Genomic DNA, 16,770 nt, shown 5'->3' on the forward strand with positions numbered 1-16,770 from the left:
CGAGCACACCAGGATCGCGCCGTCCATCTGGGCGGCACCGGTGATCATGTTCTTGACGTAGTCAGCGTGGCCCGGGCAGTCAACGTGGGCGTAGTGACGGATCGGGGATTCGTATTCGACGTGCGCGGTCGAGATCGTGATACCACGTGCCTTTTCTTCCGGAGCAGCGTCGATCGAGGAGTAATCCTTGAACTCGCCACCGAAGCGCTCGGCACCGATCTTGGTCAGTGCAGCGGTCAGCGTGGTCTTGCCGTGGTCGACGTGACCGATGGTGCCGACGTTGACGTGCGGCTTGGTGCGCTCGAACTTACCCTTTGCCATTGTTCTATACCTTGATTGTTCGTAAATGGTTTCAAGAGAGGCTGAGCGAGGCTCAGCCCTTCTTCATGACGGCTTCGGCGATGTTGGTCGGAGCCGGCTCGTAGTGATCGAATTCCATGGTGAAGGTGGCGCGGCCCTGGGTCTGCGAACGCAGCGCAGTGGCGTAGCCGAACATTTCACCCAGCGGGATCATCGCGTTGATGATGCTGGCCGAACCGTCACCGGTGGTGTCGGAACCCTGCAGCACGCCGCGACGACGGCTGACGTCGCCCATCACGTCACCCTGGTAATCCTCCGGGGTCACGATCTCGACCTTCATGATCGGCTCCAGCAGCACCGGCTTGGCCTTGGCGAAGCCCTGCTTGAAGGCCATCGACGAAGCCAGCTTGAACGCCATTTCCGAGGAGTCGACGTCGTGGTACGAACCGAACACCAGCTTCACCTTGACGTCCACGACCGGGAAGCCAGCCAGCGGGCCGCTGGTGATGGTTTCGCGCAGGCCCTTTTCAACCGACGGAATGAATTCCTTCGGGATCACGCCGCCGGTGATGTCGTTGATGAACAGGAAATCGTCCTTGATCATCGGAGCGATCTTCGGATCGGCACGATCTTCAGCGGTGATCGGCGACAGCTCGATCACGACGTGACCGTACTGACCCTTACCACCGGACTGCTTGGCGTGCTTGTAGTCCGACTTGACGTCAGCCAGGGTGATGGTTTCGCGGTAGGCCACCTGCGGCGCGCCGACGTTGGCTTCAACGTTGAACTCGCGCTTCAGGCGGTCGACGATGATGTCCAGGTGCAGCTCGCCCATGCCCGAGATGATGGTCTGGCCGGATTCTTCGTCGGTCTTGACGCGGAACGACGGATCTTCCTGCGCCAGGCGACCCAGCGCCAGACCCATCTTTTCCTGGTCCGACTTGGTCTTCGGCTCGACGGCCATGGAGATCACCGGCTCCGGGAACGTCATGCGCTCCAGGATGATCGGGGCATCCACGGCGCACAGGGTGTCACCGGTGGTGGTGTCCTTCAGGCCCACGGCAGCAGCGATGTCACCAGCCAGAACTTCCTTGATTTCCTCGCGGTTGTTCGAGTGCATCTGCAGGATGCGGCCGATGCGCTCCTTCTTGCCCTTCACCGAGTTCAGCACGGTGTCGCCACCGTTCAGGGTGCCCGAGTAGACACGGAAGAAGGTCAGCGCGCCGACGAACGGGTCGGTGATGATCTTGAAGGCCAGCGACGAGAACGGCGCCTTGTCGTCCGACTTGCGGGTCATTTCGACGGTGTCGTCGTCAACGTCCACGCCCTTCACGTCCGGCACGTCGACCGGCGACGGCAGCAGCTGGATCACGCCGTCCAGCATGGCCTGCACGCCCTTGTTCTTGAAGGCCGAGCCGCAGTACATCGGCACGATCTCGGTGGCCAGGGTACGGGTACGCAGCGCGTTGATGATTTCGGCCTCGGCCAGCTCTTCGCCGCCCAGGTACTTTTCCATCAGCTCTTCGCTGGCTTCAGCAGCGGTCTCGACCATGAACTGGCGAGCTTCTTCCGCAGCCGCCTGCAGATCGGCCGGGATGTCGCTGTACTCGAACTTCATGCCCTGCGAGGCTTCATCCCAGTGGATGGCCTTCATCTTCAGCAGGTCGACAACGCCCTTGAAGTTGTCTTCAGCGCCGATCGGCAGCTGCATCGGCACGGCAACCGCGCCCAGCTTGGCCTTCAGCTGGCCGACGACCTTCTGGAAGTTGGCACCGGTGCGGTCCATCTTGTTGACGAACGCGATGCGCGGCACGTGGTACTTGTTGGCCTGGCGCCACACGGTTTCCGACTGCGGCTGCACGCCACCGACGGCGCACAGGACGAAGACGGCACCGTCGAGCACGCGCAGCGAGCGCTCAACTTCGATGGTGAAGTCGACGTGCCCCGGGGTGTCGATGATGTTGAAGCGGTGCTCCGGCAGGGACTTGTCCATGCCCTTCCAGAACGCGGTGGTGGCAGCGGACTGGATCGTGATGCCACGCTCCTGCTCCTGCTCCATCCAGTCCATGGTGGCGGCGCCGTCGTGCACTTCACCGATCTTGTGGCTCTTGCCGGTGTAGAACAGGATGCGCTCGGACGTGGTGGTCTTGCCGGCATCGATGTGAGCCATGATGCCGAAGTTACGGTAACGCTCGATGGGAGTGGAACGGGCCACGGGAGCCTCTCAGATTTCTTGGATTTCGGATGGCCGAACGCCGCCTTTCGGCGGCCTTCGGATTGGCGCAGTCTTTCTGGGACCGCGAGGCAGCACGCACCGAAGTGGTGCTGCCCTGCCTGTTTTACAAGGCCGTCAAACTCACCAGCGGTAGTGGGCGAATGCCTTGTTGGCTTCGGCCATGCGGTGGGTTTCTTCGCGCTTCTTGATGGCGCCGCCACGGTTTTCCGAGGCGTCGATCAGTTCAGCAGCCAGCTTCTTCGGCATGGTGTTCTCGCCGCGCTTGCGCGCGGAGTCGATCAGCCAGCGCATGGCCAGGGCCATCTTGCGCGACGAACGCACTTCGACCGGCACCTGGTAGGTGGCACCACCGACGCGGCGCGACTTGACTTCGACCGCCGGAGCGACGTTGTCCAGAGCCTTCTGCACCAGTTCAATGGCGTTGGCGCTGCTGTTCTTCTCGGTGATCACGTCCATGGCGCCGTACACGATCTTCTCGGCGACGGACTTCTTGCCGCTCTGCATGACCATGTTGATGAAACGGGCGATGGTTTCGCTTCCGTGCTTCGGATCGGGCAGGACGGAACGCTGCGGAGTATTACCCTTACGCGACATTGTGCTCTCTCCTTATGCCTTCGGACGCTTGGCGCCGTACTTGGAACGGGCCTGGCGACGCTTGGCAACGCCGGCGGCGTCGAGCGAGCCACGAACGGTGTGGTAACGCACACCCGGCAGGTCCTTGACGCGACCGCCGCGGATCAGGACCACGGAGTGCTCCTGCAGGTTGTGGCCTTCACCACCGATGTAGGAAATCACTTCTTCCTGGTTGGTCAGGCGGACCTTGGCAACCTTGCGCAGAGCCGAGTTCGGCTTCTTCGGAGTGGTGGTGTAGACACGGGTGCAGACGCCACGGCGCTGCGGGCACTTGTCGAGCGCCGGCGAGGCACTCTTGTAGGTGGTCGCTTGCCGCGGCTTGCGGACCAGCTGGTTGATCGTCGCCATCAGTAGGTTCTTCTGATTGGTGGCCGGAAAATCCGGCCAGAGATGCGGAAATGTTAAAGCAGGCCAAAATTCTGGCCTGCTGAGACAGACGATTGTAGCAACCTGCCAGGAAAGCAGTCAAACGCCTCCTGTCAAGCCCGCTCCTGATCCCGGAACGTTACTGGGGGGCCTCCATGTACCCCGTTCAGGTTGGCGGGGTGAACCACGAGGTCCACCCTGCCCTGCGCCGGTAGAGTCGACTGTTAGCCGACTCTCGATGGCAGTCGACCAACAGTCGACTCTACCGCCCGGGTGGTCCGGCTTTGCGGCCGGACCGGATGCATCATTCTTCGCCCGAGGCCTGTTCAGCTTCGGCTTCAACCACCGCTGCCTCGACCGCAGCCGGAGTGCCGGCCAGGGTCTGCATTTCCGACTCGGTAAGGCCGGAGGCGCCGCGGCGGCGGTTGCTGTGGTACGCCAGGCCGGTACCGGCCGGAATCAGGCGACCCACGATGACGTTTTCCTTCAGGCCGCGCAGGTTGTCCGAGGTGCCGCGGACGGCCGCCTCGGTCAACACACGGGTGGTTTCCTGGAACGACGCGGCCGAGATGAACGATTCAGTCGCCAGCGAGGCCTTGGTGATACCCAGCAGCACCGGATCGAAACGAGCCGGCAGCTCGTTGCGGGCCGCGAGGCGCGCATTCTCCTCGATAACGCGCTGGCGCTCCACCTGTTCGCCGTTCAGGAACTTGCTGCTGCCCTGGTCGGTGATCTCGACCTTGCGCAGCATCTGGCGGGTGATCACCTCGATGTGCTTGTCGTTGATCTTCACGCCCTGCAGGCGATACACGTCCTGGATTTCCTTCACCAGGTAGGCAGCCAGCGGTTCGACACCCAGCAGGCGCAGGATGTCCTGCGGGCTCGGCTCGCCGTCCACGATGGTTTCACCCTTGGTGACATGCTCGCCTTCGAACACGATGACCTGGCGGTACTTCGGGATCAGCTCTTCGTGCTCCGAACCATCGGTGTCCTTGATGATCAGGCGCTGCTTGCCCTTGGTGTCCTTGCCGAAGCTGATGATGCCCGAACGCTCGGCCAGCACCGCCGGATCCTTCGGCTTGCGGGCTTCGAACAGATCGGCCACGCGCGGCAGACCACCGGTGATGTCGCGGGTCTTCGACGCTTCCTGCGGAATCTTGGCGACCACGTCACCCACGCCGACGGCAGCGCCGTCCTGCAGGTTGACGATCGAGCGCGGCGGCAGCAGGTACTGCGCCGGCAGGTCGGTGCCCGGAATCGACAGGTCGTTGCCCTTGGCGTCGACGATGCGCACGATCGGGCGCAGATCCTTGGCCTGGGTACCACGACGCTTCGGATCGGTGATTTCGCGCGAAGCAAGGCCGGTCAGCTCGTCGGTCTTCTCGATGACGGTGATGCCGTCGACGAAGTCGATGAAGCGGATGAAGCCGGCCACTTCCGACACGATCGGGTGGTTATGCGGATCCCAGTTGGCCACGGTCTGGCCCGCCTTGATCGCATCACCGTCCTTGGACGTGATGGTCGCACCGTACGGCAACTTGTAACGCTCACGCTCACGGCCGTGGGCATCGAGCACCGAGATTTCGCCCGAGCGCGACACTGCCACCAGCGAGCCGTTGGCATGCTCGACCGACTTGAGGTTGCTGAACTTGACCGAGCCGGTGGTCTTGACGGTGATGTTGTCGACCGCAGCAGCTCGCGACGCCGCACCACCGATGTGGAACGTACGCATGGTCAGCTGGGTACCCGGCTCACCGATGGACTGGGCGGCGATGACGCCGACCGCTTCACCGATGTTGACCAGGTGGCCGCGGGCCAGATCGCGGCCGTAGCAGCGCGAGCAGACACCGAAGGCCGATTCGCAGGAGATGGTCGAGCGAACCTTGATGGTCTGCACGCCGGCATCTTCCAGCTTGGCAACCCAGGCTTCGTCCAGCAGGGTGTTGCGGGTGACGATCGGATCTTCATCGTTGCCCGGCAGGAACACGTCCTCGGCCACCACGCGACCCAGCACGCGGTCCTTCAGCGGCTCGACCACGTCGCCGCCTTCCACGATCGGGGTCATGATCAGGCCTTCGGTGGTACCGCAATCCACCTCGGTGATCACCACGTCCTGCGCGACGTCGACCAGACGACGGGTCAGGTAACCCGAGTTCGCGGTCTTCAGCGCGGTATCGGCCAGACCCTTACGGGCACCGTGGGTGGAGTTGAAGTACTCCTGCACGTTCAGGCCTTCGCGGAAGTTCGCCTTGATGGGCGTCTCGATGATCGAGCCGTCCGGGCGGGCCATCAGGCCGCGCATGCCGGCCAGCTGACGGATCTGCGCCTGCGAACCACGCGCACCGGAGTCGGCCATGATGTACAGCGAGTTCATCGACTTCTGGTCGATGGTCTCACCCTTGGCATTGACCACCTTCTCGGTACCGATGGTGTCCATCATCGCCTTGGCGATGCGCTCGTTGGTGCGCGACCAGATGTCGACCACCTTGTTGTAGCGCTCGCCGGCGGTGACCAGGCCCGACTGGTACTGCTCCTGGATTTCCAGCACTTCGGCTTCGGCCTCGGTGAGGATGCCCTTCTTCTCGTCCGGGATCAGCATGTCGTCGATGCCGATCGAGACGCCGGCACGGGTCGCGTAGGCGAAGCCGGTGTACATCAGCTTGTCAGCGAACACGACCGTGTCCTTCAGGCCCAGCTGGCGGTAGCTGGAGTTGATCAGGCGGCTGATGTTCTTCTTGGTCAGTTCGACATTGGCCAGTGCGAACGGCAGGCCTTCCGGCAGGATTTCAGCCAGCAGGGCGCGACCGATCGTGGTGTCCACGATCGAGGTCTTGTTCTGCTTGTTGCCATCTTCGTCGGTCACCACCTCGGTGATGCGGACCTTGACCTTGGCGTGCAGTTCCACCACGCGGTTGTCGTAGGCGCGCTTGACTTCGGCGATGTTGGCGAAGGCCATGCCCTCGCCCTTCTTGTTCTCCAGCGAGCGGGTCATGTAGTACAGACCCAGCACGACGTCCTGCGACGGTACGATGATCGGCTCGCCGTTGGCCGGCGACAGGATGTTGTTGGTCGACATCATCAGCGCACGCGCTTCCAGCTGGGCTTCCAGCGAGAGCGGCACGTGGACGGCCATCTGGTCACCGTCGAAGTCGGCGTTGAACGCGGTGCAGACCAGCGGGTGCAGCTGGATGGCCTTGCCTTCGATCAGCACCGGCTCGAACGCCTGGATACCCAGACGGTGCAGGGTCGGCGCACGGTTCAGCATCACCGGATGCTCGCGGATGACCTCTTCCAGGATGTCCCAGACTTCGGCTTCTTCGCGCTCGACCAGCTTCTTGGCGGCCTTGATGGTGGTGGCCAGGCCACGACGCTGCAGCTTGGCGAAGACGAACGGCTTGAACAGCTCGAGCGCCATCTTCTTCGGCAGGCCGCACTGGTGCAGGCGCAGGTACGGGCCGACCACGATGACCGAACGGCCCGAGTAGTCGACGCGCTTGCCGAGCAGGTTCTGGCGGAAGCGACCCTGCTTGCCCTTGATCATGTCGGCCAGCGACTTCAGCGGGCGCTTGTTGGTGCCGGTGATGGCACGGCCACGACGGCCGTTGTCCAGCAGCGCATCGACCGACTCCTGCAGCATGCGCTTTTCATTGCGCACGATGATGTCCGGCGCGCTCAGTTCGAGCAGGCGGCGCAGGCGGTTGTTGCGGTTGATGACGCGGCGGTACAGGTCGTTCAGGTCGGAGGTCGCGAAGCGGCCGCCATCCAGCGGGACCAGCGGACGCAGGTCCGGCGGCAGCACCGGCAGCACGGTCATGACCATCCATTCCGGACGGTTGCCCGATTCCAGGAAGGCTTCGATCAGCTTGATGCGCTTGGTGAGGCGCTTGAGCTTGGTTTCCGAACCGGTAGCGGCGATTTCCTCGCGCAGGCGGGTCATTTCCGACTGCAGGTCGATCGTGCGCAGCAGTTCGTACACGGCCTCGGCGCCCATCGCGGCGTCGAAGTCGTCACCGTGCTCCTGGCGGGCCTGCAGGTACTGTTCCTCGGTCAGCAGCTGGCGGCGTTCCAGGGCGGTCAGGCCCGGCTCGGTCACCACGTAGGCTTCGAAATACAGCACGCGCTCGATGTCGCGCAGGGTCATGTCCAGCATCAGGCCGATGCGCGACGGCAGCGACTTCAGGAACCAGATGTGGGCGACCGGCGAGGCCAGGTCGATGTGGCCCATGCGCTCGCGGCGCACCTTGGCCAGGGTCACTTCGGTGCCGCACTTTTCGCAGACCACGCCGCGGTGCTTCATGCGCTTGTACTTGCCGCACAGGCACTCGTAGTCCTTCACCGGTCCGAAGATGGCGGCGCAGAACAGGCCGTCGCGTTCCGGCTTGAAGGTGCGGTAGTTGATGGTTTCCGGCTTCTTCACTTCGCCGAAGGACCACGAACGGATCAGGTCCGGCGAGGCCAGCGCGATCTTGATCGCGTCGAAGTCCAGCGTCTGGCGCTGCTGGTTGAAGAGGTTGAGCAGGTCTTTCATGGTGTTCTCCAGAAGGAGGAATGCTGTGTCGATGGGCTTTCAGTTCACTGCCAGCGGCGCGGCGGTGGAGGCCGCCGCGCCGGCATGGATCAGTTGTCTTCCAGTTCCATGTTGATGGCCAGCGAGCGGATTTCCTTCACGAGCACGTTGAAGGATTCCGGCATGCCCGCGACCATCTCGTGCTCACCGTCGACGATGTTCTTGTACATCTGGTTGCGGCCCTGCACGTCGTCGGACTTCACCGTCAGCATTTCCTGCAGGGTGTAGGCCGCGCCGTAGGCTTCCAGCGCCCAGACTTCCATTTCACCGAAGCGCTGGCCGCCGAACTGCGCCTTGCCGCCCAGCGGCTGCTGGGTGACGAGCGAGTACGGGCCGGTCGAACGGGCGTGCATCTTGTCGTCGACCAGGTGGTTCAGCTTCAGGTAGTGCATGTAGCCAACCGTGGTGTGGCGATCGAATGCTTCACCGGTGCGGCCGTCGTACAGCTGGGTCTGGCCACTGCTCGGCAGGTCGGCCAGTTCCAGCATGCGCTTGATTTCCGCTTCGGTGGCGCCGTCGAACACCGGGGTGGCCATCGGCACGCCGTCGGTCAGGTTGCGGGCCAGGCGCAGCAGTTCCTCGTCGCTGAACTGCGACAGGTCGACACGGTTGGCCACGTTGGTATCGTCGTGGTTGTAGATGTCGTCCAGGAACTTGCGCAGGTCGGCCACCGCCGCCTGGGCTTCCAGCATCGCCTGGATCTTGCGACCCAGGCCCTTGGCGGCCCAGCCCAGGTGCACTTCCAGGATCTGGCCGATGTTCATGCGCGACGGCACGCCCAGCGGGTTCAGCACGATATCCACGGTTTCGCCCGAGGCCATGTACGGCATGTCCTCGACCGGCACCACGTTGGAGACCACACCCTTGTTGCCGTGGCGGCCGGCCATCTTGTCGCCCGGCTGGATGCGGCGCTTCACGGCCAGGAACACCTTGACCATCTTCAGCACGCCCGGGGCGAGGTCGTCACCGGCGGTGATCTTGCCGCGCTTGTCGGCGAAGCGACGCTCGAATTCCTTCTCGTGCGCCTGGATCTGCTTCTGTGCGCGCTCGATGGCTTCCGAAGCGTCTTCGTCCTTCATGCGCAGGGCGAACCAGTCAGCCTTCTTCAGGCCGTCCAGGAAGGCGTCGGTGATCACGTCACCCTTCTTCAGGCCAGCGCCACCGTTGACCACCTTGCCCACGATCTGCGAACGCAGACGCATGTAGATGGCGGCCTCCAGGATGCGGAACTGGTCGTCGAAGTCCTTCTTGACGCGCTTGATTTCAGACTCTTCGATCTGGCGGGCGCGCTTGTCCTTCTCGATGCCGTCGCGGGTGAAGACCTGCACGTCGATGACGGTGCCGTCCATGCCCGGCGGAACGCGCAGCGAGCTGTCCTTCACGTCCGAAGCCTTCTCGCCGAAGATCGCGCGCAGCAGCTTCTCTTCCGGAGTCAGCTGGCTTTCGCCCTTCGGGGTGACCTTGCCGACCAGGATGTCGCCGGCACGGACTTCCGCACCGATGTACACCACGCCGCTCTCGTCCAGGCGGTTCAGCGCCTGCTCGGAGACGTTCGGGATGTCGGCGGAGATTTCCTCCGGCCCCAGCTTGGTGTCACGCGCGACGCAGGTCAGCTCTTCGATGTGGATCGTGGTGTAACGATCTTCTTCCACCACGCGCTCGGACAGCAGGATGGAGTCTTCGAAGTTGTAGCCGTTCCACGGCATGAACGCGATCAGCATGTTCTGGCCCAGGGCCAGTTCGCCGATGTCGGTGGACGGACCGTCGGCCAGCACGTCACCGCGGGCGATGACGTCACCCACCTGGACCAGCGGACGCTGGTTGATGCAGGTGTTCTGGTTCGAACGGGTGTACTTGACCAGGTTGTAGATGTCCACGCCCGCGTCGGTGGCGCCAACGATCTCTTCCTCGTTGACCTTGACCACGATGCGGGCTGCGTCGATCTGCACGATCTCGCCACCACGGCGGGCGTTCACGGTCACGCCGGAGTCACGCGCCACGGCGCGCTCGATGCCGGTACCCACCAGCGGCTTCTGCGCACGCAGGGTCGGCACGGCCTGACGCTGCATGTTGGCGCCCATCAGTGCGCGGTTGGCGTCATCGTGCTCCAGGAACGGAACCAGCGCGGCCGCGATCGACACGGTCTGCATCGGCGAGACGTCCATGAAGTGCACTTCCGCCGGCGGCTTCAGCAGCGATTCGCCCTGGAAGCGGCACGGCACGAACTGCTCGGTCAGGGTGCCCTTGGCGTCGGTCAGCGCGTTGGCCTGCGCAATGACGTACTCGTTTTCTTCGATCGCCGACAGGAACTCGACTTCGTCATAGACCTTGCCGTCCACGACCTTTCGGTACGGGGTCTCGAGGAAACCGTACTGGTTGGTGCGGGCGTACACGGCCAGCGAGTTGATCAGGCCGATGTTCGGGCCTTCCGGGGTTTCGATGGTGCAGACGCGGCCGTAATGGGTCGGGTGCACGTCGCGCACTTCGAAGCCGGCGCGCTCGCGGGTCAGGCCGCCCGGGCCCAGGGCCGAGACGCGACGCTTGTGCGTCACTTCCGACAGCGGGTTGTTCTGATCCATGAACTGCGACAGCTGCGAGGAACCGAAGAACTCCTTGATGGCAGCGGCGACCGGCTTGGCGTTGATCAGCTCCTGAGGGGTCAGGCCTTCCGACTCGGCCATCGACAGGCGCTCCTTGACCGCGCGCTCGACGCGGACCAGGCCCACGCGGAACACGTTCTCGGCCATTTCACCGACCGAGCGCACGCGACGGTTGCCCAGGTGATCGATGTCGTCGACCACGCCGCGACCGTTGCGGATCTCGGTCAGGACCTTGATCACGTCGAGGATGTCGGAGCTGTCGCCGTGGGCGGCGACCAGGCGCTTGGACTCTTCGTCGTTGCGCTCACCGAAGTACTTGCTGTCGTACAGCACGGCTTCGCCGGTGGTTTCCTTGCGGCCCACGCGACGGTTGAACTTCATGCGGCCGACCGCGGACAGGTCGTAGCGCTCGAAGGTGAAGAACAGGTTGTGGAACAGGTTCTGCGCGGCATCCTTGGTCGGCGGCTCGCCCGGACGCATCATGCGGTAGATCTCGACCAGCGCTTCCAGCTGGGTCTTGGTCGGGTCGATGCGCAGGGTGTTGGACAGGTACGGACCACGATCCAGGTCGTTCACCCACAGGGTGCCGACCGCGTCCACGCCGGCCTTGCGGAAGGCCTGCAGCTGTTCGTCGGTGATCTCGTCGTTGGCCTGGGCCAGCAGTTCGCCGGTCGAGGCATCGACCACGTCGTGCGACAGGATGCGGCCGACGATGTAGTCGTCCGGCACGGCCAGGGCGGCGATGCCCGAGGCTTCCAGCTGCTTGATGTGGCGCGCGGTGATGCGCTTGCCGGCTTCCACGATGACCTTGTCGCCGTCGGCGAGGTCGAAGCCCAGGGTTTCGCCACGCAGGCGCTCGGGCACCAGCTCCAGCTGGACGCCTTCATCCGGGTTGATGTGGAAGGTGTTGATCTCGAAGAACTCGGCCAGCATCTCTTCGTTGCTGTAACCAAGCGCGCGCAGCAGGATCGACACCGGCAGCTTGCGGCGGCGGTCGATACGGGTGAACAGCGCATCCTTCGGGTCGAACTCGAAGTCCAGCCAGGAACCGCGGTAAGGAATGATGCGGGCGCTGTACAGCAGCTTGCCCGAGCTGTGGGTCTTGCCGCGGTCGTGGTCGAAGAACACGCCCGGCGAGCGGTGCAGCTGCGAGACGATGACGCGCTCGGTACCGTTGACGATGAAGGTGCCGTTCTCGGTCATCAGCGGGATTTCGCCCAGATAGACCTCCTGCTCCTTCACGTACTTGATGGCCTTGGTCGACGACTCACGGTCGTAGATCACCAGGCGCACGGTGACGCGCAGCGGGGCGCCGTAGCTCATGCCGCGCTGGCGGCACTCACGCTCGTCGAAGACCGGTTCGCCCAGCTTGTAGCCGACGTATTCCAGGGCAGCATTGCCGCTGTAGCTGGCGATCGGGAAGACCGACTTCAGCGCAGCATGCAGGCCGTGGTCCGTGCGCTTGGCCGGATCGACGTTTTCCTGCAGGAATTCACGATAGGAATCCACCTGGATGGCGAGCAGGAACGGCACTTCGAGAATCGAGCGCTGCTTGCCGAAATCCTTGCGGATACGCTTTTTTTCGGTGAACGAATAGGACGTCATGAGGTCTTCCACCTTGTTGTGCGGGCCGTGCGTCCACGACCCTGAAGGGAACTTGAAATTGTCAGTTGGAAGTCGCTGGTATTGCCGGCACCAGCACGCCTTCTCCCGCTACTTCCAACTGCCAACTCGTCTGCTACCACGCCCCCGCTGCCGCGCCGTGCGCTGGCCTGCCGGGGTTTGACTGCAGCCCGTGTTGGGCTTTTTCCTGCTTTTGAAACGGTAGAGTCGACTGTTGGTCGACTTCCTTCACAGCAGTCGACCAACAGTCGACTCTACACCACCGCAACAACGACCAAAGGCCGGGGGCTTACGCCCCCAGCCTTGGCTGCATCGCCGCGAATCGATGACGATGCAAGGTAACTGCTTACTTGACTTCGACAGTCGCGCCAGCAGCTTCCAGGTCCTTCTTCATCTTCTCGGCGTCTTCCTTCGAAGCGCCTTCCTTCAGGACGCCACCGGCTTCGGCCAGGTCCTTCGCTTCCTTCAGGCCCAGGCCGGTGATGGCGCGGACGGCCTTGATGACTTCGACCTTCTTGTCGCCGGCCGACTTCAGGGTGACGGTGAACTCGGTCTGCTCTTCAACAGCAGCGGCCGGGCCAGCGGCGGCAGCCACGGCAACCGGAGCAGCGGCGGAGACGCCGAACTTCTCTTCGATGGCCTTGACCAGCTCCATCACTTCCATCAGGGACTTCTCGGCGATGGCGTCGACGATCTGTTCGTTGGTAAGGGACATGATTAATACCTTTGGATGATTTTCTGGGTTGAGGTTCCGTCAGGAACCACGATAAGTCGAAACTCAGGCGGTCTCGGCGGCCGGCTCGGCAGCGTCGGCAGCGACGTCGCCACCACCCTGCTTCTCGCCAACGGCCTTGATGGCGCGGGCAAACATCGTGACCGGCTCGGTCAGGACGCGGGCCAGCATGGCCAGGGCCTGGTCGCGGGTCGGCAGCGAGGCCAGCACTTCGACGTGGCTTGCCGGGAACACTTCGCCACCGATGGCGACGACCTTAGCCTTCAGCTTGTCGTTGCCCTTGGCGGCTTCCTTGATCAGGCGACCGGCAGCGCCGGGCTCCTCGAGCGAGAACGCGTACAGCAGCGGACCAACCATCTGGTCCTGGGCGACTGCGAACTCGGTGCCTTCAACGGCGCGCGAAGCCAGGGTGTTCTTGACAACCTTCAAGAAAACACCGGTTTCACGAGCCTGCTTGCGCATCGCGGTCATCTGGGCGACCGTGGTGCCAGCGTATTCGGCTGCGATCAAGGAGTGGGCCTTGGCGGCGACGTCTGCCAGCTCGGCGACTACTTCTTGCTTCTGGGACAGATTGAGAGCCATTGCACTCCTCCTATTGAACTCCGCTTACGGCTCCTGCCGTGTGCGGTCCTGTGCGGCATCCGTCCTGGACGCCGGGAACATCGGGATGATGTTCCGGGGGTGGGCCGTTCTAGACCTGGAGTGGGCCAACCTGGGGAAACCCAGACGTGCGTGAACCAGAAAAACTCCAGAAGGGCACCATCTACGCAGGGTGATTCCGGGGAATCGATTAAGCGTTCATGACTGCTCCGGCGGCGACTCCTTGCCAGGTCGAGCTTCCCTGCCCGTCGCCGGTATTGCCACGACCGCGCCTGCGGTCTTTGACGGCTACCGCGGGCGATGCACTGCCAGCGATGCCTTCAAATGTCACGGTCACGGCACCGAAGGTACCGTGACCGCTTGAAACAATTACTTCAGGGTCAGCGACGACTGGTCGACGGTGACGCCCGGGCCCATCGTCGAGCTGACCGAAACCTTCTGCAGGTAGGTGCCCTTGGAGGTGGCCGGCTTGGCCTTGATCAGGTCCAGCAGCAGCGCGGTCAGGTTCGACTTCAGCGCGTCTTCGGCGAAGTCGGCCTTGCCGATGGTGCAGTGGATGATGCCGGCCTTGTCGGTACGGTAACGGACCTGGCCCGACTTGGCGTTCTTCACGGCTTCACCCGGGTTCGGGGAAACGGTGCCGACCTTCGGGTTCGGCATCAGGCCACGCGGGCCCAGCACGGTGCCCAGCTTGCCGACGACGCGCATGGCGTCCGGGGTCGCGATGACGACGTCGTAGTTCAGATCGCCGGCCTGCATCTTCTCGGCCAGATCATCCATGCCGACGGCTTCGGCGCCAGCGGCCAGGGCTTCGTCAGCCTTGGCACCGGCCGGAGCGAACACGGCGACGCGGACCGACTTGCCGGTACCGGCCGGCAGCACGGTGGAGCCACGGACCTGCTGGTCGGACTTCTTCGCATCGACGCCCAGGCGCACAGCGACGTCGATCGACTCGACGAACTTGGCCTTGGTGGCGGTCTTCAGGATGTTGATCGCGTCCTCGAAGGCGTATGCCTTGCCCGGGACGACGGCGGCCTTGATGGCCTTCTCACGCTTGGTCTGTGCCATCTTATTAACCCTCCACCACGAGGCCCATGGAACGGGCAGAGCCAGCGATGGTACGCACGGCGGCGTCCAGATCGGCGGCAGTCAGATCCGGTTCCTTCGCCTTGGCGATCTCTTCCAGCTGCTTACGGGTGACCTTGCCGACCTTCTCGGTGTTCGGGCGCTTGGAGCCCGACGAGATGCCAGCAGCCTTCTTCAGCAGGGTGGTGGCCGGGGTGCTCTTGGTGATGAAGGTGAACGTACGGTCCGAGTAGGCCGTGATGATCACCGGAACCGGCAGGCCCGGCTCGAGCTTCTGCGTGGCAGCGTTGAACGCCTTGCAGAATTCCATGATGTTCAGACCGCGCTGACCCAGCGCAGGGCCGACCGGCGGCGAGGGGTTGGCCTGACCGGCCTTCACCTGCAGCTTGATGTAACCGACAACTTTCTTTGCCATGTGAGTACTCTCCGGGTGCTAGCGCCTTTCGACAACAGGCTCCCCATCGGACCGGGAATCACGCGTCCCGGCATCGCGTTTTGAAATCATGCTGAAGGCCGCCTTGCGGCGGCCTCATCCTGCTGGCTTCCCAGCGGGGAGCCGCGCACTATATCAGGTTTTTTCTTCACATGCCTGAAGTGGCACATAAACGAGAGAAACCGGGCCAAGCCCGGTTTCTGTTCAGGAGCCGAGCATGGCTCGACTCTGCAGTTGGATCAGACGGCTTTTTCGACCTGGCCGAACTCGAGTTCGACCGGAGTAGCGCGACCGAAGATCAGCACGGAAACGCGCAGACGGCTCTTCTCGTAGTTGACTTCTTCGACGACGCCATTGAAATCGTTGAACGGGCCATCAGTGACGCGGACCATCTGGCCCGGCTCGAACAGCACCTTCGGACGCGGCTTCTCGACACCTTCCTGAACGCGGTTCAGGATGGCCTCGGCCTCGGAATCGGCGATCGGCAGCGGACGGTCGGCGGTGCCGCCGATGAAGCCCATGACGCGCGGGGTTTCCTTGACCAGATGCCAGCTTTCGTTGTCGATGCGCGGAATGCCGGCTTCTTCGTGGGTCTCGATCTGGACCAGCACATAACCCGGGAAGAACTTGCGCTCGGAGCGGCGCTTCTGGCCAGCGCGCATCTCGACCACTTCTTCGGTCGGGACCAGGACATCGCCGAAGCGCTCTTCCATGCCGTCACGGACGATGCGATCGCGCAGGGCCTGCGCCACCGACTTCTCGAAGCCCGAATAGGCGTGAACGACGTACCAACGCTTCATGCAATTCTCCTTAGCGGCTCAGGAACAACTGAACCAGCCACTGAATGACGTAATCGAACCCACCCAGCAACAGACTGAGAATGGTCACCACCACCATCACGACCCAGGTCATGCGGATGGCTTCCTGGCGCGTCGGCCAGACCACCTTGCGCAGTTCGAAGCGCGACTCGGAGAGGAATTCGCGGGTGTCGCGCCCCTTGCCGGTCAGCATGAACACGCCGATACCGCCAACCAGACCGACCACAACCGCCAACGCACGCAGCTGACCCGCCCACGCACCCAGCTGGGTGGCGCGACCGGAATCGGCGGAGAACCAGAACCAGACGAACAGACCGGCCAGCACCAGCAGCGATGCGGCGACGTACTTGACGATATCCCCGCCATTGGCGGAGTTGTCCTTGGAGTGTTCGATCTTGCTATTCATCCGGCTGTGTCTGCTTTAGCGGCCCAGGCCGCTGGATAAGGTGGGCAGATGGCACGCCAGGAGGGACTCGAACCCCCAACCTGCGGTTTTGGAGACCGCTGCTCTGCCAATTGAGCTACTGGCGTACGTGTTGAAACTTGCCTTCCCTTAGACGGCGAAGGCGGACCGAGGTTCCCGGCCCGCCATTCGCGTAACCGGCGGCGCTATGCAACCACCGGTACTGCAGGCTTACTCGATGATCTTCGAGACCACGCCGGCGCCGACGGTGCGGCCGCCTTCGCGGATGGCGAAGCGCAGGCCTTCGTCCATCGCCACCGGGTTGATCAGGGTGACGACCATCTTGACGTTGTCACCCGGCATCACCATTTC

General features: G+C 63.3%; 13 protein-coding genes and 1 tRNA gene. All 14 read right to left on the reverse strand.

The window, feature by feature from the left end; genetic code table 11:
- The coding region (locus tag AC5P9W_RS19555; RefSeq protein ID WP_495201811.1) for a GTP-binding protein at nt 1–321 on the reverse strand (321 nt) is incomplete at its 3' end.
- Between the two features lie 52 nt (nt 322–373).
- On the reverse strand, nt 374–2,515 hold the full coding sequence (fusA, locus tag AC5P9W_RS19560) for an elongation factor G (protein ID WP_019662237.1): 2,142 nt from the start codon (nt 2,513–2,515) through the stop codon (nt 374–376).
- A 141-nt stretch (nt 2,516–2,656) separates the two neighbouring features.
- On the reverse strand, nt 2,657–3,130 hold the full coding sequence (rpsG, locus tag AC5P9W_RS19565) for a 30S ribosomal protein S7 (RefSeq protein ID WP_004145321.1): 474 nt from the start codon (nt 3,128–3,130) through the stop codon (nt 2,657–2,659).
- A 12-nt stretch (nt 3,131–3,142) separates the two neighbouring features.
- Nucleotides 3,143–3,517 (reverse strand): 30S ribosomal protein S12, encoded by a 375-nt coding sequence (gene rpsL / locus AC5P9W_RS19570; RefSeq protein WP_004145320.1) that lies wholly within the window; start codon nt 3,515–3,517, stop codon nt 3,143–3,145.
- A 322-nt stretch (nt 3,518–3,839) separates the two neighbouring features.
- Entirely contained in the window at nt 3,840–8,063 is a 4,224-nt protein-coding gene (gene rpoC, locus AC5P9W_RS19575) for a DNA-directed RNA polymerase subunit beta' (protein ID WP_019662236.1), read from the reverse strand.
- An 89-nt stretch (nt 8,064–8,152) separates the two neighbouring features.
- A complete protein-coding gene (gene rpoB / locus AC5P9W_RS19580) occupies nt 8,153–12,307 on the reverse strand; it encodes a DNA-directed RNA polymerase subunit beta (protein WP_019662235.1) in 4,155 nt (1,384 codons plus the stop codon).
- Between the two features lie 364 nt (nt 12,308–12,671).
- Complete coding sequence (gene rplL / locus AC5P9W_RS19585; protein WP_005408204.1) at nt 12,672–13,040, reverse strand: 50S ribosomal protein L7/L12; 369 nt, start codon at nt 13,038–13,040, stop codon at nt 12,672–12,674.
- Nucleotides 13,041–13,103: 63 nt separating this feature from the next.
- Nucleotides 13,104–13,640: a 50S ribosomal protein L10 gene (gene rplJ / locus AC5P9W_RS19590; RefSeq protein WP_010480377.1), complete on the reverse strand. Its 537-nt coding sequence runs from the start codon at nt 13,638–13,640 to the stop codon at nt 13,104–13,106.
- Nucleotides 13,641–14,027: 387 nt separating this feature from the next.
- Nucleotides 14,028–14,726 (reverse strand): 50S ribosomal protein L1, encoded by a 699-nt coding sequence (gene rplA, locus AC5P9W_RS19595; RefSeq protein ID WP_014646045.1) that lies wholly within the window; start codon nt 14,724–14,726, stop codon nt 14,028–14,030.
- 4 nt (nt 14,727–14,730) lie between these two features.
- Nucleotides 14,731–15,159 (reverse strand): 50S ribosomal protein L11, encoded by a 429-nt coding sequence (gene rplK, locus AC5P9W_RS19600; RefSeq protein WP_004145248.1) that lies wholly within the window; start codon nt 15,157–15,159, stop codon nt 14,731–14,733.
- Between the two features lie 257 nt (nt 15,160–15,416).
- On the reverse strand, nt 15,417–15,977 hold the full coding sequence (nusG, locus tag AC5P9W_RS19605) for a transcription termination/antitermination protein NusG (protein ID WP_004154362.1): 561 nt from the start codon (nt 15,975–15,977) through the stop codon (nt 15,417–15,419).
- A 10-nt stretch (nt 15,978–15,987) separates the two neighbouring features.
- Nucleotides 15,988–16,401 carry a preprotein translocase subunit SecE gene (gene secE, locus AC5P9W_RS19610; RefSeq protein WP_005408202.1) on the reverse strand — a complete coding sequence of 138 codons (414 nt, stop codon included), beginning with the start codon at nt 16,399–16,401 and terminating at the stop codon, nt 15,988–15,990.
- Between the two features lie 49 nt (nt 16,402–16,450).
- Nucleotides 16,451–16,526 (reverse strand) — tRNA-Trp (locus AC5P9W_RS19615).
- Nucleotides 16,527–16,629: 103 nt separating this feature from the next.
- Nucleotides 16,630–16,770, reverse strand: a 141-nt coding sequence (locus AC5P9W_RS19620; RefSeq protein ID WP_487247787.1) for an EF-Tu C-terminal domain-related protein, incomplete at its 5' end; no start/stop codon positions are given.

The sequence above is a fragment of the Stenotrophomonas sp. YJH_SMC_33 genome (genome assembly GCF_059372295.1).